Raw genomic sequence first — 23394 nt, 5'->3', positions numbered from 1 at the left:
GTCCCCCTATTGCCGGGCGCTCTAAGTGGCCAAAGGCGATGCGATCGTGGTTCTGGCGCATCGCCGGAGGCCGCAGTTCCCGGAGCACTAAGTGGCCAAAGGCGATGCGATCGTGGTTCTGGCGCATCGCCGGAGGCCGCAGTTCCCGGAGCACTACGTGGGAAGGACGTCCTGTGAACGGGTCGCCCCGGCGCGGGGAAAGTTTTCGCTATGTCGGCTATGACATGGATCCTGCCCATAACCGGCTCGTGTGCCGCTACCGCCTCGACGGGCGGGAGTTCCGCGAAGAGGTGACGTTCCCCGGCGGTGGTGCGTGGGGCGAGCCTGCCGTTGCCGCCGCGGCACGGCTGGTGTTCCTGGTGGCTGCGGTTTCGTACTACAAGTCGGCGGCTCCGCCGCTCATCGATCTCGGTGACACCGCGGTCACGGATATCGAGCGTGCCTTCCTACAGGAGTTCTATCTCGACGGCCTGGGTGAGTTCGCCTACCGCAACAATCTTGATCTCTCCGAGTTGCGGATCGTCGGCCCGGCGCTGACGCGGAAAACTCCGGTGGCCTTCAACCCGGACGAGGGCCGGTCCCTGGTGCCGTTCGGCGGTGGCGTGGACTCCATCGTCACCGTGGAGTTGTTGCGGCCCAGGGCCAAGGACCCGGCCCTGTTCGTCGTCAACCAGCCCGGTGACCGGTTTGCGGCCATTGAACGAGCCGCTGATGCCACCGGCCTGCCGGTGGTCCGGGCGGAGCGGCTCATCGACAACCAGGTGCTGCGCTCGGCGGAGCTCGGTTTCCTCAACGGGCATGTGCCGGTCACGGGGATTCTCTCGGCGATCGCCGTGATGGCCGCCGTCCTGGACGGGCGGGACGCCGTGGTGATGTCCAACGAGTGGTCGGCGTCGGTGGGAACCATCGAGGTCGACGGCCGCTCCATCAATCACCAGTACTCCAAGGGCGAGGCGTTCGAGACCGCACTGCGGTCGGTCCTCGCCGAGACTTTCGGGGGCCGGCCGGAGTATTTTTCCCTGCTGCGCCCGTTCACCGAGCTCTGGATCGCCCGGCGCTTCGCCGCGCTGCCGCAGTACTTCGACCATTTCCGCAGCTGTAACCGCGCCTTCCACATCGACCCCGCACAGCGGCTGGACCACTGGTGCGGAACGTGCGACAAGTGCTGTTTCATCGATCTGATTCTTTCCCCGTTCATGGACGAGCCGACGCTGCGGCGGGTCTTCGCCGGACGTGAACCACTGGCTGACATGGCGCTACTGGGCCGTTTCCGCGCCCTACTGGGCCTGTCCGCGGACAGCAAGCCCTGGGAGTGCGTCGGCGACGTCACCGAGTGCCGGGTCGCTACCCTGCTCGCCACCGGACGCCGTGATCGCGGTGCGTCACCCGTCCTCGCCGCGCTCGGTCCGCTACCGGGGGAACCCACGCCTGAGGAGCTGCTCATCCCGCACGGCCGACACTTCGTTCCGGACCGGTATGCGCCCGACGATCTCCTGGTCTGACCTGTGCGGCCGCGCGGTCGGTCTCTACGGCCTGGGCCGTGAGGGCGAGGCCAACCTGCGCGCCTGCCTCGCGCGGGGGATCGAGCCGGTGCTCGTCGACGACGCCCCCGCCCGGACCGACATCGACGGCCGCCCGCTGTTGGTGACAGCGCAGGGCGGCCTCGACGCGCTCACCCACTGTGATGTCGTCATCAAGGCGCCTGGAATCTCGCGGTACGGCGAGCCCGTGCGGCACCTCGGACGGCTCGGTATTCCCGTGGTCGGCGGGGTGGGGCTGTGGCTCGTCGATGCAGACCGGTCGAAGGTGGTCTGCGTGACGGGGACCAAGGGCAAGAGCACGACGTCGGCGGTTGCCGGGCATCTGTTGACCCGGTTCGGCTACCGGTGCCTGGTCGGGGGCAACATCGGCGTGCCGCCACAGGATCCGCTGGTCGGCGGCGACTACGACTTTTGGATCATCGAGGTGTCCAGTTACCAGGCGACCGACCTGGCATGCTCCCCGCCGGTGGTTGCGGTCACCTCGCTGCATCCTGATCATCTGCCGTGGCATGATAATGATCATGAGACGTACTTTCGCGACAAGCTCTCCGTCTGCTCCCAACCAGGTGCCGATCTGACCATCGCCAACGGCGACAGCGACCTGATCCGCGCGCACCGGGGCCTGCTCGGCCCGAGGGTGGCATGGGTGCGCGCTGACGGCAGCCCGGACGGCGAATGGATCCGGCAACTGGGCCTGCTGGGTCTGCACAACCGGCGCAACGCCCTGATCGCCGGCGCCTGCCTGCGGGCACTGGGAGTACCCGAGGCGGACGACGACGACAAGCTGCATACCGCAGCCGAGGGGTTCGCCGGGCTGGACAGCCGGCTCCAGGTGATCGGAGAAGTCGACGGCGTCACATTCGTCGACGACGGCCTGTCCACCAACGTGCTGCCGACACTCGCCGCCGTCGAGGCCTTCGGCGACCGCAGAATCGCCGTGGTCGTGGGCGGTCAGAGCCGTGGCATCGACTACCGGCCGTTGGCTGTCGGTCTACGTACCCGCATGCTGGACACGCTCGTCCTCACCGTGCCGGACAACGGCCCCGACATCCACCGTCAGGTCACCGAGGCCGGCGCCGGCCCACATGTCACGACGGTGGACACGCCCGACCTCGCCGCCGCTGTGGTCGAGGGGTTCCGGTGGGCACGACCCGACGGCGTCGTCCTGCTGTCGCCCGCGGCGCCGAGCTTCGGACGTTTTCGCGACTACCGCGAGCGTGGCGCCGCCTTCGCGCTCGCCATGCACACCTGCCGTACCAGCGTGCAGTCACAGTAGGTGGTCATAGGTGGCTGTCGTGGTCACAGCGTGTCCGGAGGGATCAGAACATTCGGGTTGAGAATGCCTACCGGGTCGAGGGCCTGCTTGATCCGCCGAAACATGGCGATTTCGACCGGTGAGCGGTTGAGTGGGAGCCAGCGTCGTTTCGCCGTACCGATCCCGTGCTCGGTGCTGATGCTGCCACCGCTGGCGGCGACGAGCCGGAACACGCCGTCCTCGACCCGTTCCCCGGCGGTTTCCGCGCCGGTCACATTGACATGCACGTTGCCCTCGGCGACATGCCCGAACAGCCATGTCCTCGCCTGCGGCGCGATGGCTGTGACGGTGGCGGGTACGGCATCGATGAACGTGGGAAGGCCGGCGAGGGGCAGGGTGACATCCATCTTCACCGGCGTCCCAAGGGTGTTGATCGACTCGGGGTGCCGTTCCCGGTAGGACCACAGCGCCTGGCAGCCACGTTGGTCACCGGCGAGCGAGGCGTCCCTGACGCCCGCCAGACCGGCGACCGCCTCCGCCAACGTGTTGAGCGGTGTCTCCCCGTCGGCGGTGTCCCCGCCGACCTCGACGAGGAGGTAGGCCGGGTGCGTCCCACGCAGCGGTCGGGGCAGAGCGCAGGTTTCCGCAACAAGATCAAGACCTGCGGTCAGCATGAGTTCGGCCGCGGCCAGCCCGGGCAGACTGTTGCGCAGCAGGGATGCCACCGTGACCGCGTCGGGAACGGATGCGAGCCCCAGCAGACCCACCGCCCGTGCCCGGGTGGCCGGCACAAGCCGGACCCGCACCGCGGTGACGACACCGAGGGTACCTTCGCTGCCGGCGAGCAACGACGGCAGGTGGTAGCCGGTGTTGTCCCTGGACAGCCCGGTGAGATGGGAGACCACGCTGCCGTCGCCGAGCACCGCTTCCACTCCGAGCAGCTGTGCCCTGGTGTCCCCGTACTGCAGTACCCGCAGGCCACCGGCGTTCGTGGCAACGGTGCCGCCGATCGTGGCGGAGTCACGGCTGGCAAGGTCCACACCGTAGGCCAGGCCCGCCGCGGACGCCGCCGCGCGCAGCACACCGACCGGTACGCCAGCACCGACCGTGGCCTGGCCGGCGGCGGCGTCGATCCACAGGGGCTCGCCGAGCCCGCGCAGACTGAGCACGACCTCCCCGCGGGTCGGGACGCCGCCGCCGACCAGCCCGGTATTGCCCCCCTGTGGCACCAGCGCAACCTCAAGGTGTGCGCAGGCCTCGACGATGGCAGCCACCTGCGCGGTGTCCACCGGACGCACGACAGCGCACGTCCGCCCGACGAATCGTCCGGTCCAGTCCCGGACGTAGCCGGCCATGACCTCCGGGTCGGTCAGCACACGGGCGTCACCGACCGCGTCTTGCAGCGTCTGGACCACCTGGTTTCGCGACATGGTTCAGTCTCGTCCGAGAACCTCGTCAGGGGCCTGCTGCGGCGATAATTACCGGTCTGATACCGTACGTTGGCATCCGACTCCGTATTGCCGACCACTTAGCCGGCCGGGGACCGGAGTCGGGCAGGCTCGTGCCCGACACACCCGCGATGGTCGGCGCCCAACAGGCTGGCGGCGTGGACTATTCGGTGCGGGGACCATAACCGCGTCCCCGGGCGAGCGGTGCGAGCACGACGGTGGCCTCGGTGTGCGTGTTCCATGGGTGTTCCTTGACGAGCAGAGGCGTGACGAGCAGGGGAGTGGGACGTGGTGACCGGGGGGGAGGCGCCCGCGCGCGGCGGACCCGAGCCGGGTGGGCACGAGCCGGGTGGGCACGAGCCGGGTGGGCACGAGCCGGGTGGGCACGAGCCGGGTGGGCACGGGGCCGACGACACCCGGGTACCCGTACTCGCCCGGCCGCTGGCCTCCTATTACCTGCTGCTCTCTTCGGCCGGCCTGCTGTTGCTGCTCGGGCTGGTGATGGTGCTGTCGGCATCCAGCGTGCGGTCGTTCGACGAACTGGGTTCGTCCTACGCGGTGTTCGCGCGACAGGCCACCTGGGTCGGCATCGGCCTGCCGTTGCTGGTCCTGGCCAGCCGGCTGCCCGTGCGGGTTTTCCGGGTGCTGGCGTATCCGGTCATGATCGTCTCTTTGGTCCTGCTGGTGGTCGTGCTGACTCCGCAGTTCGGAAAGTCGATCAACGGTGCCCAGCGGTGGATCGAACTGGGGCCGTACACGCTGCAGCCCAGTGAGATCGCCAAGCTCGGCCTCGTGCTCTGGGGCGCGGATCTGCTGGTGCGCAAACGCAAGCTGCTGGGGAACTGGAAGCACCTGCTGGTTCCGCTCGTCCCCGGAGCACTCCTGATCTCCATTATGATCATGCTGGAGCCGGACATGGGGACCACGATCGTGGTGCTCGTAGTCCTGCTGACCCTTTTGTGGGTGGTCGGGACCCCACTGCGGGTGTTCGGGTCGATCAGCGGTGTAATTCTGCTGGCCGGCACCGTCCTGGCCATCCGGGAGCCGTACCGCTTCGAACGGTTGCTGTCCTACCGGGACCCGTTCGCCGACGCCCACAACACCGGCTTCCAGGCGGTCCAGGGCCTGTACGCGTTGGCCTCCGGCGGCTGGTGGGGCGAGGGCCTCGGCGCGTCCCGGGAAAAATGGCCGGGGTTGCTGCCCAACGCCCACACCGACTTCATCCTGGCCATCATCGGTGAGGAGCTCGGCCTGCTCGGCACGCTGGTCGTCGTCATCCTGTTCGCCGTTCTCGGGTTCGCCGGCATCCGGGTCGCCCACCGTACGGCGGACCCGTTCGTTCAGCTCGCCGCCGCCTCCGCCACCGGGTGGCTGCTCGGCCAGGCAATGATCAACATGGGTGCCGTGGTGGGGCTGCTCCCGATTACCGGCATCCCGCTGCCGCTGGTCTCCTTCGGGGGTTCCGCGCTGGTTCCCACGATGCTCACGGTCGGGATGCTGCTGTCGTTCGCCCGGCACGAACCCGCGGCGGCGGCAATGCTCGGCGCCAGGGCTGCGGCCCGACGCGAGGCTCGGGAGGCACGGGAGGCCAGCTCCGGTGGTGGGCGCCGGTTCCGATCCCGCACGCGGGCTGCCCGGGGCGGATCGGGTGAGCGCCGTCGTGGTAACCGTGGTGGTGGCGGCGGACGCAGCGCTGGTGGTGGCGGTGGTCCCGGTGGCGGCGGTGGCGGTGGCGACATCACCGACGGGATGTCCGCAGCCGCACGCCGTTGACCCACTGTTGAACGCGGCCCCGCCGGGCGCGGAGAAGCCCGTGCTGTTGTCGCAGCCTGGAACCGATGGGGTACCTTCCCACGAACTGCGGCCTGGTGGGCCAAAGGGTGTGTGATCATGGTTTTTTTCGCACGCCCGGAGGCCTGGGTTTTTGATGGTGGGGTGGTGGGCCAAAGGGGGTGGAAGGCTATGAGCGACAGCGAGTCGGTTGAGGCGATCCTGCCGGGACCGGTTCCGCTCGCCCGCCGGATGGGTGAGCTCGGAACGTGGGTGATGCGTGACCCACTGCGACTCGGTGAGGTCGGCGACGTCATCTCGCTCGCCGGTGGGCTGCCGGCTGGCGAGACGCTGCCCGCCGCGGAGATCGGCGAGGCTGTGCGCCAGGTGTCGACCTCGAAGCTGGCAACGGCCGCGCTGCAGTACTCGGCAGCCGAAGGTCTTCCCGCGCTGCGCGCCTGGATCGCAGACCGGGCGTCGGCCGACCGTGGGCGCCTGGTTGACCCGAGCCAGGTCGTGGTGACCGCTGGTGGGCTGCAGGGCCTGGATGTCATCGCCCGTACGCTGCTGGACCCCGGCGATCTCGTGGCCATCGACGAGCCGGTCTTCCCAGGCTCGCTGCACTGTCTGGAGATGTACCAGCCGGAGTTCCTGGCGATCCCGGTCGACGCCGACGGTCTGGACGTCGGCGCGCTCGCCGAACGACTGGCCGGCGGGCAGCGTCCCAAGCTCGTCTACACGGTCGCGACCTTTCACAATCCGACTGGCGCCACGCTCACCGATGTCCGGCGCCGCGAACTCGCGGACCTGGCCGAGCGGTACGGGTTCGTGGTGGCCGAGGACGAGCCGTACCCGGCGCTGCGCTTTCGGGGCAGTCCCGTGCCACCGATCGCAGCCTACAGTGATCGTATTGTCACCATCGGGTCATTCTCCAAGACGCTCGGACCGGGACTCCGGGTCGGATGGGTGGTGGTGCCGAGCGCGCTCGCCGACGCGGTGGGCCGCGCGAAGCGCTGGTCGGACCTGCACACCTCGACGCTGATGCAGTACGCCCTGATCGAGCTTCTGGGCCGGGCGGGCTGGTACGACGCGCACCTGGCGACGTTGCCGGTCGTCTACGGGCGGCGGTGCGGCGCCCTGCGCGCCGCCGTCGGCGAACATCTGGCCGGGGTCGTCGAGGTCAACGACCCGGCCGGTGGGCTGTTCGTCTGGGGGCGCGTCGTCGCGCCGGGCCTGTCCGCGGACGACCTGCTCGACGCCGCGGTCCGCCGCGGGGTGACCTATGTGTCCGGCCCGCAGTTCGCCGTGCACAATCCCGACCCCGCGACCATGCGGATGTCGTTTGCGGGCAGTTCCCCGGAACGCCTTGAGCTCGCCGCCCGCCGGCTGGCCGACGCCGCGATCACCGCCCTCGGGTCGAGGGCCTGACAAGGGCCCGACACGGGTGGTGACGGTACCCGGGGGGTGATCCACTATTGGGGTGTGTCATCGTCGTGGACGATGCTGAGGAGTGTGGTGCTCGCCGGCGGTGGCACGGCGGGCCATGTAGAACCTGCGCTGGCCGTCGCCGACGCCCTGCGGGCCGCCGACCCCCGGCTACGCCTGACCGTCCTGGGGACGGAGTCCGGGCTGGAGGCGAGGCTCGTGCCGGCCCGTGGCTACGACTTGGTGACGATCCCGAAGGTGCCGCTGCCGCGCACACCCACGCCGTCCCTGCTCACCGTGCCCGGCAGGCTCGCCGGGGCCGTCAGCCAGGCGTCGGCGACGCTGGCTCGGGTGCGCGCGGACGTGGTCGTCGGCTTCGGCGGGTACGTGTCCGTCCCGGCCTACCTGGCCGCGCGCCGGGCAGGTATCCCGATCGTCGTCCACGAGGCCAACCCGGTTCCGGGAGTGGCGAACCGGATCGGCGCCCGGTTCACACCCTTTGTGGCTGTTTCCTACCCGAGTACTCCGTTGCGCGGCGGCCGGCTCACCGGCATCCCGCTGCGCCCGGAGATCCTGAACCTCGACCGGTCGCCGACGGCGGCCCGGGCGGCCCGGATCAGTTACGGCCTTCACCCGGGCTATCCGACGTTGCTGGTCTTCGGTGGTTCGCAGGGGGCCCGACGCATCAACGACGTGATCAGTACGATGGCCGAGGAGATCACTGCGAGCGGGGCGCAGGTCCTGCACGCGGCCGGGCCCAAGAACGTCGAGACGGTGCTTGCGGCGCTGCCACCGAACCTGCCCGCGCCCTATGTCGTGCGGCCCTATCTCGACCACATGGCGTCGGCGTATGCGGCGGCGGACATGGCGCTGTGTCGTGCCGGCGCCATGACCTGCGCGGAGCTGGCCGCGGTCGGCCTGCCCGCCGCCTACGTGCCGCTCCCGCACGGAAACGGTGAGCAGCGGCGCAACGCCCTGGCGACGGTGGAGGCAGGCGGCGGCCTGCTGATCGACGATGCCGGCTTCTCGCCCGAATGGGTGCGTGCGGAGCTGCTGGGCCTGCTCACCTCGTCGGAACGGCTGGCCAAGATGTCGGCGGCATGCTCAGGCTGCGGACATCCCGACGCCGTGGACGCGATCGTGTCGATGATCCGTGAGGCCGCGGCCACACGCAGGCGGCAACCGGCACGCCACGCGGCTCGCTGAACCCGGTCCGAGGCGATGGATGGGGCAAGATGTCACCTGTGACAGCTCGGGCGCTACCGGACAACTTCGACCGTGTCCACCTCGTGGGGATCGGCGGCGCCGGCATGAGCGGCCTCGCCCGGCTGTTGCTGCGGCGCGGCGCCTACGTGTCCGGAAGCGACGCCCGGGACACCCGCCGATTGGCCGCGCTACGGGCACTCGGGGCCCACGTGGCGATTGGTCATGATCCGCACCATCTCGGCGACGCCCGTACTGTGATCTTCTCCCAGGCCATTCCGGCGGGAAATCTGGAGGTCGAGGAGGCGAAAAAACGTGGCCTGCGTGTTGTTTCGCGGGCCGCCGCGCTTGCCGCGCTGATGCAGGGATTCCAGGGGCTCGCGGTTGCCGGTACCCATGGGAAGACGACGACCACGCTGATGGCCACCGTCGCGATGCAGGCGTGCGGCGCCGACCCGTCGTTTGTCACCGGCAGCGACATCAATGAGGCCGGCTCCAACGCGCACGCCGGCTCGGGCGAGATTTTCATCGCTGAGGCCGATGAGAGCGACGGCGGATTTCTGCTGCTTGAGCCGTTCGGCGCGGTCGTCACCAATGTCGAAGCCGATCATCTTGATTACTACCGTCAGCGTGAAAACGTCGAGACCGCGTTCGCGCGGTTCGTCGACGGTGTCGATCCGGACGGTTTTGTGGTGGCCTGCCTGGACGACCCCGGCGCGGCCAGGCTCGTCACCGCGCTGCGGGACTCCGAAGGCAGCTCGGGGACACCGCGGGTCACCACCTATGGCGAGTCGGTGGACGCCCACGTCCGGGTGGAGCTCGCGATGGTCTCGCCGACCGGCTCCACCTGCGAGGTGGTCGTGCGCGGCAGACGGTTGGGCGAGCTGACCCTGCGGGTACCCGGGCGGCACAATCTGCTCAACGCGGCCGGTGCGCTGGCCGCCGGGCTGGAGCTCGGCCTGCCCGCGGCCGGCCTGTTGGAGGGGCTGGCCGGGTTCGCCGGCGTCCGCCGCCGGTTCGAGGCCAAGGGCAGCGTCGAGGGCATCCGGGTGGTCGACGACTATGCCAACCATCCGACAAAGATCATGGCCGTGTTGCGGACTGCCCGTGACGTCGCCGAGGGCGGCCGGGTCGTGGTCGCTTTCCAGCCGCACCTCTACAGCCGGACGGTTGCCTTCGCCGCCGAGTTCGGCGCCGCACTGGGCCTCGCGGATGCCGTGGTGGTCATGGATGTCTTCGGCGCGGGGGAACAGGAGCTCCCGGGGGTCAGCGGTGCGACGATCGCCTCCCGAGTGCCGCTGCCCGCCGACCAGGTCGTCTACGAGCCGTCCTGGTCGGCCGCGGCGGGCCGGGTCGCGGCGTTCGCGCGTCCGGGCGACCTGGTGCTCACCATCGGAGCAGGCGACGTGACTCTGCTCGGCGGGGAGCTCCTGCGCGTCCTCGCCGAACGGGCAACCCTGTCCAGCTGAGACAGCATCCGGATCTTGAACCCGCCCTGTCTTACACGCGTGGCCGTTTCTTCGTGTGATCCCTGAGAAGGGCTCTCAACACGTGACATCGGCTCGAGTGGTTCGTGCCGTTACCCTCGGGATCGATGTGTCGGTCGTACTCTGCGATGAGAAGTGAGGGTTTCGAGCTGGAGCCTCCAGCTCGAAACCCTCACCCGACGAACGCTGCGCCGCGGGCCACATGCTGGACAGAGGTGGGCACCGGGGCCGCCCAACGGCGATCGGTGATCTCGGCCACGAGGCATCACCAGCTGCCAGGTGATGCCGCCGGTGAACAGAATCCGGGTGACGGGGCCGGGGTGCGTAGGTCGTTGAGGCCATCCTGATGACCGGAACCACCTACCGTTCGGCCGAATGTCGTCCGACAGTAGGTGGAATCGGTCGCTATGGCGGCCGCCCTTGTAGGTGCCAGTGAAGATCCGGGAGACAGATCCTGGTCAGGACAGGTGTGGCGGTGCGGCGGCGAGGAGTTCGTCGAGCAGCACGGCCCGGTGGCTGATGTAGGCCGGTTCGCCCCGCTCGTCGATACCCAGCGCGTATATGTGGGCTGTCGCCGGACCGCCGTCCCGTTCGATCCGCCAGAATCGGGCGATACCGGCGCGGGCGTACTCGCCCGGTTTGATCGTGCGGTCCAGGTTCTCCGAGCCCGGGGAGACGACCTCCACCACGAGCAGGGTGTCGGCCGGGTCGATCCACACGGTGCCCCGCGGGGCCGGGCGGCGCAGGACGAGCACGTCGGGACTACGGCCACTGGATGATTCGGTGATCCGGAGACCGGGCGTGGCCAGCACCCGGTCGGGGCTGTAACCGTTGGTGACCAGCCATACCACGAGCTGTGTGATCAGCGTGGCGTGTTCGGTGTCGGCTGGCGGCATGACCAGCAGGTTCCCCTCGGCGAGTTCGTATCGATGGAGCTCGTCGGCCGCGGCCAGCTGGGTCACGTCGTCCAAAGTGAGTGCTCGTCCGGGCAGCTGCACCACCAACGGGGGCGTCGGGTGGACGACCGTCATGCCGATCTCCCCTCGGCTGCCCGAGCAGTATCCGATCTTCAGTGTAACGGTGGTCGTGTGCAGCGGCGGTGCGCGGTGCGCGGTGCGCGGTGCGTGGGGCGTGGGGCGCGGGCCGTGGCCGTGGGAAACGGGGCGTGGTCGTGGGGAACCGGAGCCCGGCGTGGTGTTCACTGCCTGTCGTGACCGGTGAGAACCCTCAGCACGTTCGCTTCCTCGGAATAGCCGGGGCGGGCCTGTCCGCGCTCGCCCACATCCACCTGGCCAGTGGCGGGATGGTCAGCGGCAGCGACGCCCAGGACGCACCCCGCCTGGACGCTCTGCGCGCCGCCGGCGCCCGGGTTCGGGTCGGAGCCGTCACCGACCCGGCCGTGCTGGCCGCGGAACTGACCGGCGTGGACGTCGTCGTGGCGTCCAGCGCGTTCCCCGACGACCATCCTGAGCTGGCGGCCGCACGGCGGTGCGGTGTCCCGGTCCGCCGACGCAGCGACTGGCTGCCGCAACTGACCGCCGGCTACGACCTGATCGCGGTCGCCGGCTCGCACGGCAAGACCACCACGTCCGCGATGCTCGCCCTGGTGCTGCGGGCCGCCGGGGTCGACCCGACCGCGGTGATCGGCGCCGAGGTCGCGCAGCTCGGTGGCAACGCGCTGGTCGGAGCCGGAGCGCTGTTCGTCCTGGAGGCCGACGAGTACGGCGGGGCGTTCGCGAACCTCGACCCCGCGCTTGCCGTGATCACCAACGTCGAGTGGGAGCATCCCGACCTCTTCCCCGATGAGGCGGCCGTGCGCGTGGCCTTCACCGCGTTCGCCGCGCGGGTCCGCCCCGGCGGGACGCTGGTCGTCTGCGGGGACCATCCCGGCGTTCAGGCGGTGCTCGCGGCTCTGCCGGCCGGGCATGCCAGAGTCGTCGACTACGGTCTCCAGGCCGCCCGGACCTGGCGGGCGGTGGACCCGCGCCCGACGCCGGACGGCGGCATCCAGGCCACGGTCAGCCGGGACGGGCACGACATCGGGACGCTCACGCTTGCGTTGCCGGGCGTCCACACCGTTCTCAACGCGCTCGCGGCGCTCGCCGTCGCCGCGGAGCGGGGCCTTGCCGTGCCCGACACTCTCGCGACCCTTGCGACCTACACCGGTGCGGCCCGCCGGTTCGAGCGGGTCGGCATCGCCGCATCGACCGACCGCCACGGACCGTTGGAGATCGTCGATGACTACGCCCACCACCCGACCGAGATCAGGGTGACGCTGGCAGCGGCCCGCCAGCGGGCCGGCTCGCGCCGGGTGTGGGTTGCCGTGCAGCCGCACACGTTCAGCCGGCTCGCCGCCCTGATGGATGATTTTGCCGAGGCGTTCACCGATGCCGACCGGGTGTACGTCACCGACATCTACGCCGCTCGTGAGCACGACACCCTGGGGCTGCACGCCTGCGACCTCGCCAAGAAGATCTTCGTGCCGGAGACGACGTACTACGTCCCATGGGCGGAACTCACCGACCGGCTCACCACCGACCTGTCGGTCAGTCTGCCGGCCGCGCCGGACGGCGTCCTGCTGCTGACCCTGGGGGCCGGCACGATAACCGACGTGGGTCGGTGGGTACTCGACGCGTTGGGATAGCGGCGCTCGGGCAGACGTGCCGCATGTCAGCGCCATGTCGGCTGGCGGACAGTGACGTAGCCGACGCGGATATGGGACTGTGCTCGGCGAACTCGGCGAACTCGGCGAACTCGGCGAACTCGGCGAACTCGGCGAACTCGGCATGGATGGGCATCGCGGCCACGCCGGCCACGCGGTGACATGGCATGGTCCTGCAGTGATTTGGGGGAGAGATAATGAGCGGTCTTTCCATGCCGGAGGTTCCGTCGGCCGATCAGCCGTCGGACCAGCCGTCGGATCAGGATCAACCGCCTCGCCCGGCCCTGCGGTTACGCGAGCGGTTGACGGGCTATCTGTCGACCGGGGTGACCGAGGACTTCCAGGCCGGTTGGTCCGCCGGTCAGGGAACGGCCGATCACGGTTTCGTCGACGCGCTCGCGGGCTCCAAGGATCTTCTCGGGCGGTCCGGGCGAACATCGGTCGAGATAGTCCTCACGGCTGACTTCGAGGACGCCGACGCGCTTGTTCATGACCAGGCCACGCCGGGGCGCCCGTCGGGCAGCGTGCGGATCCCGGTGCTGTCCGCAGATCCGCTGACGATTGTCGGCGGCGAAGTCGTGCTGTTCGAACCCGTTGTCACCCAGGTCGAGACCTGGCACGTTCGTTATCGGCTGTCACTGGTCGCAGCTGACGGTGATGGCTACGTTCTCGACGGCTTCAAGGTTCTGCACGACCGCCCTGGTTTCGATGCGTGGTCGGATGCGACAACCCTTTACTTCACCGTGGGATCGGTCACCGCTGGGACACTCGGCGTGGGCATTGCGCGTATCGCGTTCGCGGACTTCGTCCGGAATCTGCGGGCGGTTGAGGTGCTGGGCGTTCCCGCCGGCCGCCGCCGGTCCTACGAACTGGCGGTCGTCAAGCTGCTTGCCGGATACCTGCTGCGGATCTACGGTGGCCCGCTGGACGAGGCCCGCCGATTCCCCGCCGCGCCCAGTCGTCTTGCGGGGCGGCCGTCGCGCCGGCAGCTACGCCTGCCGGTTCCCGAGGTTCGGTGGTGCGGTGCGGGCGGCCGTTGGCATGAGGGGACCGAGGTGGGGATGGACGGCTGGCTGCGGCTCATCCGGTACCAGGGCGGGACCAAGGGGCCGGTCCTGCTGGCCTCCGGATTCGGCATGTCGACGTCGGCGTTTCTGGCGGACACGATCCGCACCAACCTGGCCGAGTTCCTCGTAGAGCAGCAGTACGACGTGTGGTTGTTCGACTACCGCGCATCCATCGAGCTGCCCTCCTCAGCGGGTCAGTTCAGCATCGACGTCATCGCCACGCAGGACTGGCCGACCGCTGTCGACGAGGTCCGGCGCGTCACCGCGGCGCCGAGCGTGCAGGCCTACGGGCACTGCGTGGGTTCGGCATCACTGCTGATGGCGCTGGCGGCGGGCAAACTACCCGGGGTCCGCTCGGCGGTCTGCGCGCAGTTCCCGCTGCATCCGGTCACCTCGCCGCTGAACCGGTTCAAGGCCGCGGCGCGGGTCGGGGAGCTACTGGGCGGTGTCGGCCTGAGCCTTGTTCGGCCGGGGCGGTTCACCCCGCCCGCCGTCGCGGTCGACCTGACATTGCGGGCGCTGCCGATGGCCGGTTCCGAACGATGCGGTCAGGCGTTGTGCCGTTGGATCAACGCCATCTACGGCTGCACCCATCGCCACGCGCGACTGAACCAGGCGACCCATGAGGCGCTCAACGACATGTTCGGTGTCGGTAATCTCACCGCGTTACGGCACCTGGCGTTGATGATGCGGGGGAGCAGGGCCGTCGATGACCGCGGCCAGGACGTCTACACCACGAGCGCGGAGTTCCTGCGGCTGCCCATCCGTTTCCTGCAGGGAACGGACAACTACATTTTTCTGCCGGATGGAAGCGCGCGGACCATGCACTGGCTTCGCGAGGCCAACGGCCCCGGCCTGTACAGCCGTAGCCTGCTACCTGGTTACGCCCACCTTGACGCGATCATCGGTCAGGATGCCGACCGCGACGTCTACCCCCTCATTCTGAGCCACCTCGAGCCCACCGCCGCGCTCTGATCACCGGCCGGTGCTGCCCGGCCGGTGATCAGTCGAGGGTCATCCGTGCGGCGATCGTCCGGACCGTTTCGAGTCCAAGATCGGCAGCTGTCGTGAGTGCGGCCGCACGCAGGTCGCGGGCGCGTTCCCGGTCGCCGGGGGCGTTGCGGGAGACCAGAATGCCCGCGTACTCCACCTGCGTCAGTGCGACGAACGGTCGGGCTGACATGGTGTGGTGGCGTTCAAGCGCTGTCTCAAGGTGTGCGCAGGCGGCGTCCCACCGTCCGAGCGTGCCCGCGAGCACACCGAGATGGTGGGCCACCGCACCGAGGAAGCCCGCCAGACCGATGGTGGCGTTGTGACGGACGAAGGGCAGCGCGAGGTCGTAGAGGGCCTGTGCCCAGGCCTGGTCGCCGACCGAGACGGCCGCGCGGGTGAGCGCGACGATCGTCCCCCACCACAGGTAGTTCTCGTCGAGCGCGGCCGGGGCGGTCGGTGAGATGGCGCCGAGGATGTTTCTGACCTCCTCGTCGGCGCCCCGCTCGGCCTCGACCCACGCCTTGAGCGCCGGCCAGATTCGCATCTCCGGCCGCCGGGCGGCGATGTCGTCGATGTGCCCCGCGGTATCGCCCAGGCCACCGCGCAGCCACATCGTGGGAATCGCCTGGCCGATGGCGATCAGTTCGGTCTGGGGATGGCCGATCTGGTGAAGCCGGGCGCGCAGCTCGTCGGAGTCGGCCTGTGCATGCGCGTAACGGCCTTCAAGCGCGGCGACGACAACGTCCCACATGGTCGCCATCCGCAGAAACTCGGGATGACGCAGTTCCCGGGCGAGGCCCGCGAGAGTGGCGGCGGTGTCTGTGGCCAGCTCGAAGTCGCCCCGCCGGAAGCGCGCGGTGAGTTTGACCCGCAATCCCTCGAGCAGTAATTCATGATCACAAAGTTCCTCGCCGAGCCGCAGGATCTCGGCGGCCGCGGCGAGCTGGTCGTCAACGTCGCGCGGGCCGTCCAGGGCCCAGCAACGGTGGTACAGGACGGCGGCGACGGTCGCCCGGTCATCCAACCGACGGGCGATCGTCTCCGCCTCGTCGCAGATGGCCACCCGCTCGGAATAGGGCCGTTCGTAGTGGGCCCAGTGAGCCAGCCGTCCGAGCACCCTGGCGCGCGGGGCGCTGTCAGCGGCACCGAGTCGCTCCAGCGCTTCGGTGAGAAGCGCCCGTGCCTGCGCGTTCGGGCTCACCGCCGCCGGCAGGACCCCGCCGTAGCCGAGCGCTGCGCGGACGAAAAGCGCAGCCGCATCCGGACCGGCATCCGGACCGGCATCCGGACCGGCCGAGCGGGCGACCGCGGCGGCCCGCTCGAAGCGTGCGTCCCGGGCCCGATACTCCCCGGCCCGGCCGTGGGCATCACCAAGGGTGAGCAAAAGTTCACAAAGCTGCGTCTCGCTGCCTCCTCCGTGCCGGTCCAGGACCTCCAGTGCCCGGCCGTAGTGGAATACGGCGTTGTCGAACGCTGCTTCCTGCAGCGCGCGGTCGCCGGCGAGGCGCGCGTAATAGGTGGTCCGGTCGGTAACAGCCGGGTCCGTGCATTCCCAGTAGTGGTGGGCGAGCTCGGCCGGTGCCGTTCCCGGGCGCTCCGCCAGGATGTCGGCGATCCGCCGGTGCAGCCGTGCGGTACGGGTACGGCCCAGACCGTCGCGCAGCACCCGGCGCACCACCGAATGGGCGAAGACGTAGCGCGCGGGGGCGTCGGAAGCCTCATGTACCAGGCCGGCCTGCCCGGCCTCGTCGAGCAGGTCGAGCAGGTCGAGGTCATCGATCGGTGCCGCGGCGGCCAGGACGTCGATGTCGAATTCGTGGCCGATCACCGACGCGACGGCGAGCGTCGGCTGGCACTGCGGGGACAGCCGGCTCAGGCGCCACCGCACCACATCGCGCACGGTTTCAGGGATCTCTACGGCCCCGGAGCCCGTCCGAGGCCCGGGTTCTCCGGTCAGTGACTGGCCAAAGGCGGTGCGATCATGTTTGTCGCGCACCGCCGGCGGCCCGGGTTCTCCGGAAGGTGACGCCAACGCTTCGAGGTCGACCAGGTGGCGCACCATCTCGGTCAGGAAGAACGGGTTGCCCGCCGTGTCGGCCTGTAACTCGAGGGCCAACTCGCGGCCTGGTTCGGTGAGGTCCCGACCCCAGACCCGCCCGACCAACGCCACGGTCTCCTCGGGGTCGAGCCCGCCCAACCGCACCCGCCGGCACTCGGTGTCGCGAGTCAGTGCCGGCAGGAAGGACGCCAGCTCTCCGTGGCCCGTGTCGCGGTAGGTGGCCATCACCAGCAGCGGTGTCGCCCGCGGCAGCCGCATCAGGTGCGCCAGCAGGAGTAGCGACGAGCGGTCCGCCCACTGCAGGTCATCGAGGATGGCGACCACGGGACGTCGGGAGGCGATCGCGCGCAGCCAACCGTCGAGGGCCTCGAACAGGCGAAAGCGCTCGGCCTCGGCGTTGCCGGCCAGGGGGGCACCGACAACCCCGACGCGCTCGGTAACCTCGGGGAACAGCCGGGAGATCTCGTCGGCGTGCTCGCCGAGCTCGGCGCGCAGCACGGACTTCGGGCGGGTGCGGGCGTACTCACCCAACGCCACCCGGTATCCCTGGTAGGGCGCGAGAATCTCTTCGTCCCAGCGGCCGTAGAGCACGAGCCCACCGTCGTCGCGTGCCGTCCGCGCCACCTGCGCAGCCAGAGTGGTTTTGCCGATGCCGGGCTCCCCGCTGATCAGCGTGAGTACCCGGACCCCCGATCGAGCCCGGTCCCAGGCCTCCCGGAGCACGCGAAGCTGGTGCGTCCGGCCGACGAAGGGCGCGTCCGCCACGTTGTCCAGCCAGCCCAGGTGCCGGGCGCCCGGCTGGTCGACGTCGTCGGCGTCAGCCGGTTTCCTGTCCGGAGCGGCCAGCAGCGAGGAGTCGGGGGTCCGCAACGGGGCGAACGTATCGGGGAGGCCGGGTATCACCAGCTGCCAGATCCGCTCGGCCCGATCGAAGTCCTTCAGCCAGTGTTCGCCGAGATACCGGACGTCGAAACCGGTGGACAGACCGTCCTCGACGAGCGAGTGCGTGGTCTCCGACAACAGCACCTGACCGCCGTGTCCTGCGGAACACAGCCGGGCGGCGCGATGCACTCCGAGCCCGACGAAACGGTCGGTCCACGGGGTTGGTTCGGTGGTGTGGATGCCCATTCGCACGCGGATCCGGGCGTCGGCCGGCCAGGCGTGGGCCGCCAGGGCGTGTTGAGCCGCCACAGCCGCGGCCACCGCGTCCTTGGATGTGCGGAATTCGATGAAGAACGAGTCACCCTGGGTGTCGATCTCCCGGCCGCCAGTGATGTCGAATGCGTGACGCTGCAGACGCTGGCAGTCGGCCAGGATCTCACCGTAAAGATCACCAAACTGGCGGACGAGCCGGGTCGAACCCTCGATGTCGGTGAACAGCAAGGTCACCGTGCCCGTGGATGTCGGGTTCGGTCGGGCCCCGGGCTCACGCGGAGCTGGAGGTTCCGCGGGTTGAGTGGCTGCGTCACGGCTGGCGACCAGGCGCATCCGCGGGCCGGGCTCCGTGCCGGCCTCGTCCATCGCAAGCGGTCGGCCGGCAGGGCCGGCGGCCGTGTTGGCGGCGGCCACCTCGCACCCCCTTCGATTGCCCGGGGCCTTCATTGGCACGAAGGCCGGTGGTTGTTCGCTTTTGGTCCGCGTCGCCTTTTCAGGGCCGGCGACCCTGAAAAGATCACGATTTCGGCACCTTCGGCTCGTTGGCACTTCGGGTGCAGCTCGGTGGCTCAAGCCCGTCCCGGGATATCAAAACATCGGCGGGGAACGTGCGGGTAACCAGGGGTCCTCATCGGGGCCGCGCGGATCTGTCGGGTCGCTCCGCTGCGCGATGGGACTTCAGACCCCGGTGTGAAAAGAGCCATGATCGTACGGCCTCGGTCAACCGGCGGGATCGCTGCGAGGAATTACCGGACGTCGCTGTTAGTGTACAAATGAGCTCCTGCAGCCCGGGTTGTTTCCGATCCGGTAATCGAGCTGGTGCGTTTTGTGGTCACCTTCGGTCCTTCTTGCGTGCTTCGGATGCGGGACGTCGCTGCGCGCTGGCTGGGGCCGCTGGGGCCGCTGGGGCCGCTGGGGCCGCGTGGCGGTGGCGCTCGAGTCCCGGCCGGCACCGGTCCTCGCCCATTCCCGTCGCTCGTCGTCGCTCGTCGTCGCTCGTCGTCGCTGGTCATTGCCGGTCGGTTGCGGAATTCGAATTCGTTGTCCGTGCTTTGGCGTTTGGGGCTGACGTCGACGTTACGGGCGGTGTCGTATTGTCGTGAAAATAGGATCTCGTCCGGTGGTGCGAAGCGGGGAGCCACACCGGGTCGACGCGGAGAATCGTTTCAGATCGGTGCCGCGGGCCGTCTTGTGTAAGGCGACGTGTACGGTCTGTTCTGACGGGATGCGCTGCTTTTGGTCGTACATATTCGGTTACCGCGCGTATCGCGTTGCGGCCGGTCGTGTCCGGAGCCGCCCATCCCGTGGTTCCGGCCACGATCAAAAATGGGTCCAGGTCGCCTGGATGTGGTACGATCATGGTATTTTTCGCATCTTCGTGCTCGAGGTGGGAGCCACCTTTCGAGTGTGTGTCGCGCCACAGGGTGGCGGTCGGCGGGTCATCATACCCGGATCGGGGGATCGAGCTGCAGTGGTCAGCTGGGTGAGCGATGATGTGACCCGATGGACGCGAAGGTTCGGCGTGACGCGCCGGGCGCGTCCTTGACCGCCGCGTTGCGCGTCCCTACTGTCCGGTCCACGGTTGGAAGTTGACATAACATTAACCGTCTAGCTGACGGTGAAGGTTGAAGCTCATCAGCCGTTCCCTGCTCCAACCACTCGGCGCCGCCTTCCCCGCCGCACCGGGCGGCTGGGGCATGTCCCCCGTCCGCCCACCGATGCCGCTGGAGGACCGACACCGCATGGCAGCTCCTCAGAACTACCTGGCGGTGATCAAGGTCGTCGGGATTGGCGGTGGCGGCGTCAACGCCGTCAACCGCATGATCGAAGTCGGGCTCAAGGGCGTCGAGTTCATCGCGATCAATACCGACGCCCAAGCCCTGCTGATGAGCGACGCCGACGTCAAGCTTGACGTCGGCCGGGAGCTCACCCGAGGACTCGGCGCAGGTGCCGACCCAGAGGTCGGTCGCCAGGCTGCCGAAGATCACCGCGAGGAGATCGAAGAGGTCCTCAAGGGCGCCGACATGGTGTTCGTGACCGCTGGGGAAGGCGGTGGCACCGGCACCGGCGGCGCGCCTGTGGTGGCCAATGTCGCCCGGTCGCTCGGCGCGTTGACCATCGGTGTCGTCACCCGCCCGTTCACGTTCGAGGGGCGCCGCCGGGCTACCCAGGCGGACGCGGGAATCGACGCCCTGCGCAACGAAGTCGACACGCTCATCGTCATTCCGAACGACCGGTTGCTGGCGATGACGGATCGTGACATCAGCGTGCTGGACGCGTTCCGCAGCGCCGACCAGGTCCTGCTCTCCGGTGTCCAGGGCATCACCGACCTCATCACCACACCCGGTCTGATCAACCTGGACTTCGCCGATGTCAAGACCGTCATGTCGCATGCGGGCAGCGCGTTGATGGGTATCGGACGCGCCCGTGGGGACGATCGCGCCATCGTCGCGGCCGAACAGGCCATCGCCTCGCCTCTCCTGGAGGCCAGCATGGACGGTGCCCAGGGCGTGCTGCTCAACATCTCGGGTGGCTCCGATCTCGGCCTGTTCGAGATCAACGCCGCGGCCGAGCTGGTCGCGGACGCCGCCCACCCCGAAGCGAATATCATCTTCGGTGCGGTGATCGACGATGCCCTCGGCGACGAGGTCCGGGTCACGGTCATCGCCGCGGGCTTCGACACCGTCCAGGACCGCCGGACCCGCGGTCTGGCGAGCACCCGCCGGCCCGGCAACGGTCAGTCGGGTGCACCCGGGGCCGCCGGTGCGGGTACCGCCGGAGCGTCCGGAGCCCCTGCCATGACGTCGGGCACGAGCTCCCCCTCGTCCCCGACGACGCCGTCCACCTCGCCGACGACGGTCGGGTCGCCGCCGATTTTCGCCCCGTCGACGCCGCAACCCCGACCGGTTGCCGCGGCACCGCAACCGGCGCACACACCGCCGCCCGCGTCCGCGCCGAACCCGCAGCCGACCTATTCCTCGCCGGCCGCCTACAACCCCCAGCCGACGTTCGCCCCGTCCCAACCGGGTCAGCCGCGGACGTCGGCTCCCGGGCATGTGGCGGACGTGTCCGACGACCGGGACTACGGCAACGACGGCTCGTCGTCTCGACGCGACGGCGCCGAGTCCGGTGCCGATCAGGGCTACCCGCCGTATCGGGAGCCGCGGGAGGGCCATCGGCCGAGCTATCCGGCGCCGCGGCGGCCGGTCCGGCCGGTTCCCGAGGATGACGACGAGCTCGACGTCCCCGACTTCCTCAAGTAAGAGCGCTCGGCAAGTAGGAGTGCCCGGCAGCAGGGGCGTGGATCAAGGAGCGGGGCTGGGGTGCGTAGATCGCGAGGCGGCGGAGGAGGCACCGGAGGTGTTGGGTGTCGACCGACGGAGCCGGGCTACCCGTCCATCGCGCAGCGATGGACGGGTAGCGATGGACGGGGAGCGATGCGGCGAGCTGCGCGCCCCGGCCCCGCGCGCGACGCCGCGTCCCCGTTGCCGGTCGCTCTGAGAGGGCCCGGGACGGCGCTGTGAGCGGTTCTGGCGGCCCTGACCCGGTGTCGGCGTCAATGGGTGGCATCCCCGCCGGCGCGCGGGCGGAGCTGGCCGTGAGCGCCACTGGCGGGCGGCACGAGGATCTGCGGCTCAACCTCGCCGACGTCCGCGACCGGATTGCCGCCGCGGCGGCTGCGGCGGGGCGTGCCACCGGTGAGCTCACCCTTGTCGCGGTGAGCAAGACCTGGCCGGCGGCGGATGTCGTGGTGTTGTGCGGGCTGGGGGTCACCGACTTCGCAGAAAACCGTGACCAGGAGGCCCGCCCGAAGGTGGCGGATGTGACGAAGCACCTATTTGACAGCGAGGTTTCGGCTGCGTCCCCGCCGGTGTCCCCGCCCCGTTGGCATTTCGTCGGCCAACTTCAGCACAACAAGGCACGGTCGGTGACCAGATGGGCGCATTGGGTTCAATCGGTCGACCGGGCGTCGTTGGTTACCGCGCTGTCCACCGCGGCGGTCGTGCACGGTCGGGAGATCGTCGTCTGCCTGCAGGTGTCGCTGGACGGCCATGGCGTCGACGCCGGTCGAGGCGGTGCGCGCCCGGCCGAGATACCCGCCCTCGGCGACCTCGTGGCGGCCATGCCGGGCCTCGTCCTCGCCGGGGTGATGGGGGTTGCGCCACGTGATGTGCCAGCTCGCCCGGCCTTCGCCGGGTTACGTGAGGTTTCGGACGTGCTTCGGCGGGAGCATCCCGAGGCGTCGGTGATCAGCGCTGGCATGTCCGGGGACCTTGCGGACGCAGTGGCCGAAGGCGCGACACACCTTCGCATCGGGACGGCTTTGTTCGGTCAACGGCGTGGTGTCCCTTAGAGTCGCGCCCATGGGTGTCGCGCGCAGGGCGATGGTCTACCTCGGCCTGGCCGAGGAGGACGAAGACTACCTCGAAGACGAGTACGACGATGGCGGTCACGACGCCGGCCACGCCGATCGGCGTGACGATCGGCGTGACGACCGACGTGACGACCGACGTGACGACCGTGAGCCCATGCCCGCGGAGCGGTCGGTTCGTCGTATTGATGCACGTGAGGAGCCGCCTGCGATGCCGCGTCGTCCCCCGGTCGAACAACTCCGGCCGACAGGTCCGGTCCCGATGCGCCGACCACCCGCGGCCGAGGAGCCGTCGCCTTATCGCATCACCACCCTGCAACCGCGCAGCTACAACGAGGCACGGCAGATCGGGGAGGAGTTCCGCGACGGGACTCCGGTTATCATGAATTTGACCGAGATGGATGACGTCGATGCCAAACGGTTGGTCGACTTCGCAGCGGGCCTGGTCTTCGGCCTGCGGGGGTCGATCGAGAAGGTCACCAACAAGGTGTTCCTGCTCTCGCCGCACAACGTCGAGGTCACCGAGACCGACAAGCGGCGCATCCGCGAGGGTGGCTTCTACAATCAGTCTTGATCATATGTCAACTGTCACCGGACCACGGTCCCCGCAGGCACAGGAGAGTCCGCCATCGGCGCACTTGGTGACGTGATCTCTGCGCTGCTGCTTGTCTATCTGCTGCTGATGATTGCGCGTGCAGTGATAGATCTTGTGCTCTCGATGAGCCACACCTTCAGACCCGCCGGAGTCCTGGTACTAGTCTTTGAGTCTGTGTACACAGTCACCGACCCTCCGTTGAGATTCGTCCGGCGGTTCATTCCTCTCCTGCGGGTGGGTAGCGTCGCGTTCGACCTCGGATTTTTATTGATCTTAATTGTGATCATGGTCTTGCGGAGACTCGCGGATGGCCTGTGACGAAGTCGCGGACACGGCGAACGCGCGCGGCAGACCGCCGCTGG

General features: G+C 69.2%; 16 protein-coding genes. 13 read left to right on the top strand and 3 right to left on the bottom strand.

The annotated features are described in order from the left end of the window. Nucleotides 1–173: 173 nt before the first annotated feature. Nucleotides 174–1502 (top strand): hypothetical protein, encoded by a 1329-nt coding sequence (locus U9979_RS17050; protein ID WP_322780172.1) that lies wholly within the window; start codon nt 174–176, stop codon nt 1500–1502. After that, nucleotides 1477–2817: a UDP-N-acetylmuramoyl-L-alanine--D-glutamate ligase gene (gene murD / locus U9979_RS17045; RefSeq protein ID WP_322780171.1), complete on the top strand. Its 1341-nt coding sequence runs from the start codon at nt 1477–1479 to the stop codon at nt 2815–2817. The genes U9979_RS17050 and murD overlap by 26 nt, the downstream gene beginning before the upstream one ends. Nucleotides 2818–2840: 23 nt before the next feature. Here the strand turns inward: murD and U9979_RS17040 are convergent, their stop codons facing one another. Then, complete coding sequence (locus tag U9979_RS17040) at nt 2841–4226, bottom strand: FAD-binding oxidoreductase (RefSeq protein WP_322780170.1); 1386 nt, start codon at nt 4224–4226, stop codon at nt 2841–2843. A gap of 306 nt (nt 4227–4532) precedes the next feature. Here U9979_RS17040 and ftsW point away from each other — a divergent pair, with 306 nt between their 5' ends. From ftsW to murC (U9979_RS17020), 4 genes are all read left to right on the top strand, one after another. Next, on the top strand, nt 4533–6017 hold the full coding sequence (gene ftsW / locus U9979_RS17035) for a putative lipid II flippase FtsW (protein WP_322780169.1): 1485 nt from the start codon (nt 4533–4535) through the stop codon (nt 6015–6017). Nucleotides 6018–6206: 189 nt separating this feature from the next. Continuing rightward, a complete protein-coding gene (locus U9979_RS17030) occupies nt 6207–7442 on the top strand; it encodes a PLP-dependent aminotransferase family protein (protein WP_322780168.1) in 1236 nt (411 codons plus the stop codon). A gap of 72 nt (nt 7443–7514) precedes the next feature. Further along, a complete protein-coding gene (gene murG / locus U9979_RS17025; protein ID WP_322780167.1) occupies nt 7515–8645 on the top strand; it encodes an undecaprenyldiphospho-muramoylpentapeptide beta-N-acetylglucosaminyltransferase in 1131 nt (376 codons plus the stop codon). Between the two features lie 29 nt (nt 8646–8674). Further along, nucleotides 8675–10111, top strand: a complete 1437-nt coding sequence (gene murC, locus U9979_RS17020) for a UDP-N-acetylmuramate--L-alanine ligase (protein ID WP_322780166.1) — start codon at nt 8675–8677, stop codon at nt 10109–10111. Between the two features lie 476 nt (nt 10112–10587). Here the strand turns inward: murC (U9979_RS17020) and U9979_RS17015 are convergent, their stop codons facing one another. Further along, nucleotides 10588–11160 (bottom strand): Uma2 family endonuclease, encoded by a 573-nt coding sequence (locus U9979_RS17015; protein ID WP_322780165.1) that lies wholly within the window; start codon nt 11158–11160, stop codon nt 10588–10590. Nucleotides 11161–11339: 179 nt separating this feature from the next. Here U9979_RS17015 and murC (U9979_RS17010) point away from each other — a divergent pair, with 179 nt between their 5' ends. Genes murC (U9979_RS17010) through U9979_RS17000 form a run of 3 tightly spaced genes read left to right on the top strand, consistent with a single transcriptional unit; the run spans nt 11340 to nt 14833 of the window. After that, nucleotides 11340–12773, top strand: a complete 1434-nt coding sequence (gene murC / locus U9979_RS17010; RefSeq protein WP_322751141.1) for a UDP-N-acetylmuramate--L-alanine ligase — start codon at nt 11340–11342, stop codon at nt 12771–12773. Nucleotides 12774–12796: 23 nt separating this feature from the next. Further along, nucleotides 12797–12952 carry a hypothetical protein gene (locus tag U9979_RS17005; protein ID WP_322780164.1) on the top strand — a complete coding sequence of 52 codons (156 nt, stop codon included), beginning with the start codon at nt 12797–12799 and terminating at the stop codon, nt 12950–12952. 36 nt (nt 12953–12988) lie between these two features. Beyond that, nucleotides 12989–14833 carry a hypothetical protein gene (locus U9979_RS17000; RefSeq protein WP_322780163.1) on the top strand — a complete coding sequence of 615 codons (1845 nt, stop codon included), beginning with the start codon at nt 12989–12991 and terminating at the stop codon, nt 14831–14833. A gap of 28 nt (nt 14834–14861) precedes the next feature. Here U9979_RS17000 and U9979_RS16995 read toward each other — a convergent pair whose 3' ends face one another. Continuing rightward, nucleotides 14862–18479 carry an AAA family ATPase gene (locus tag U9979_RS16995; RefSeq protein WP_322780162.1) on the bottom strand — a complete coding sequence of 1206 codons (3618 nt, stop codon included), beginning with the start codon at nt 18477–18479 and terminating at the stop codon, nt 14862–14864. Between the two features lie 1328 nt (nt 18480–19807). Between U9979_RS16995 and ftsZ the strand changes: the two genes are divergently transcribed. The 4 genes from ftsZ (at nt 19808) to U9979_RS16975 (ending at nt 23350) form a co-directional block, all read left to right on the top strand. Next, nucleotides 19808–21328 carry a cell division protein FtsZ gene (ftsZ, locus tag U9979_RS16990; protein ID WP_322747510.1) on the top strand — a complete coding sequence of 507 codons (1521 nt, stop codon included), beginning with the start codon at nt 19808–19810 and terminating at the stop codon, nt 21326–21328. 257 nt (nt 21329–21585) lie between these two features. Beyond that, on the top strand, nt 21586–22419 hold the full coding sequence (locus U9979_RS16985; protein ID WP_322747506.1) for a YggS family pyridoxal phosphate-dependent enzyme: 834 nt from the start codon (nt 21586–21588) through the stop codon (nt 22417–22419). A gap of 10 nt (nt 22420–22429) precedes the next feature. After that, nucleotides 22430–23011: a cell division protein SepF gene (locus U9979_RS16980; RefSeq protein WP_322747505.1), complete on the top strand. Its 582-nt coding sequence runs from the start codon at nt 22430–22432 to the stop codon at nt 23009–23011. Nucleotides 23012–23095: 84 nt separating this feature from the next. After that, the gene (locus U9979_RS16975) at nt 23096–23350 is read left to right on the top strand and encodes a YggT family protein (protein ID WP_322747509.1); all 255 of its coding nucleotides are present in this window, start codon (nt 23096–23098) and stop codon (nt 23348–23350) included. The last annotated feature ends 44 nt before the right edge of the window (nt 23351–23394 follow it).

The sequence above is a fragment of the Protofrankia sp. Cas4 genome, from assembly GCF_963555915.1.
Taxonomy (GTDB): Bacteria; Actinomycetota; Actinomycetes; order Frankiales; family Frankiaceae; genus Protofrankia.
Note: the sequence above shows the minus strand (reverse complement) of the source record. Positions and strands in the feature narration are given on the sequence as shown.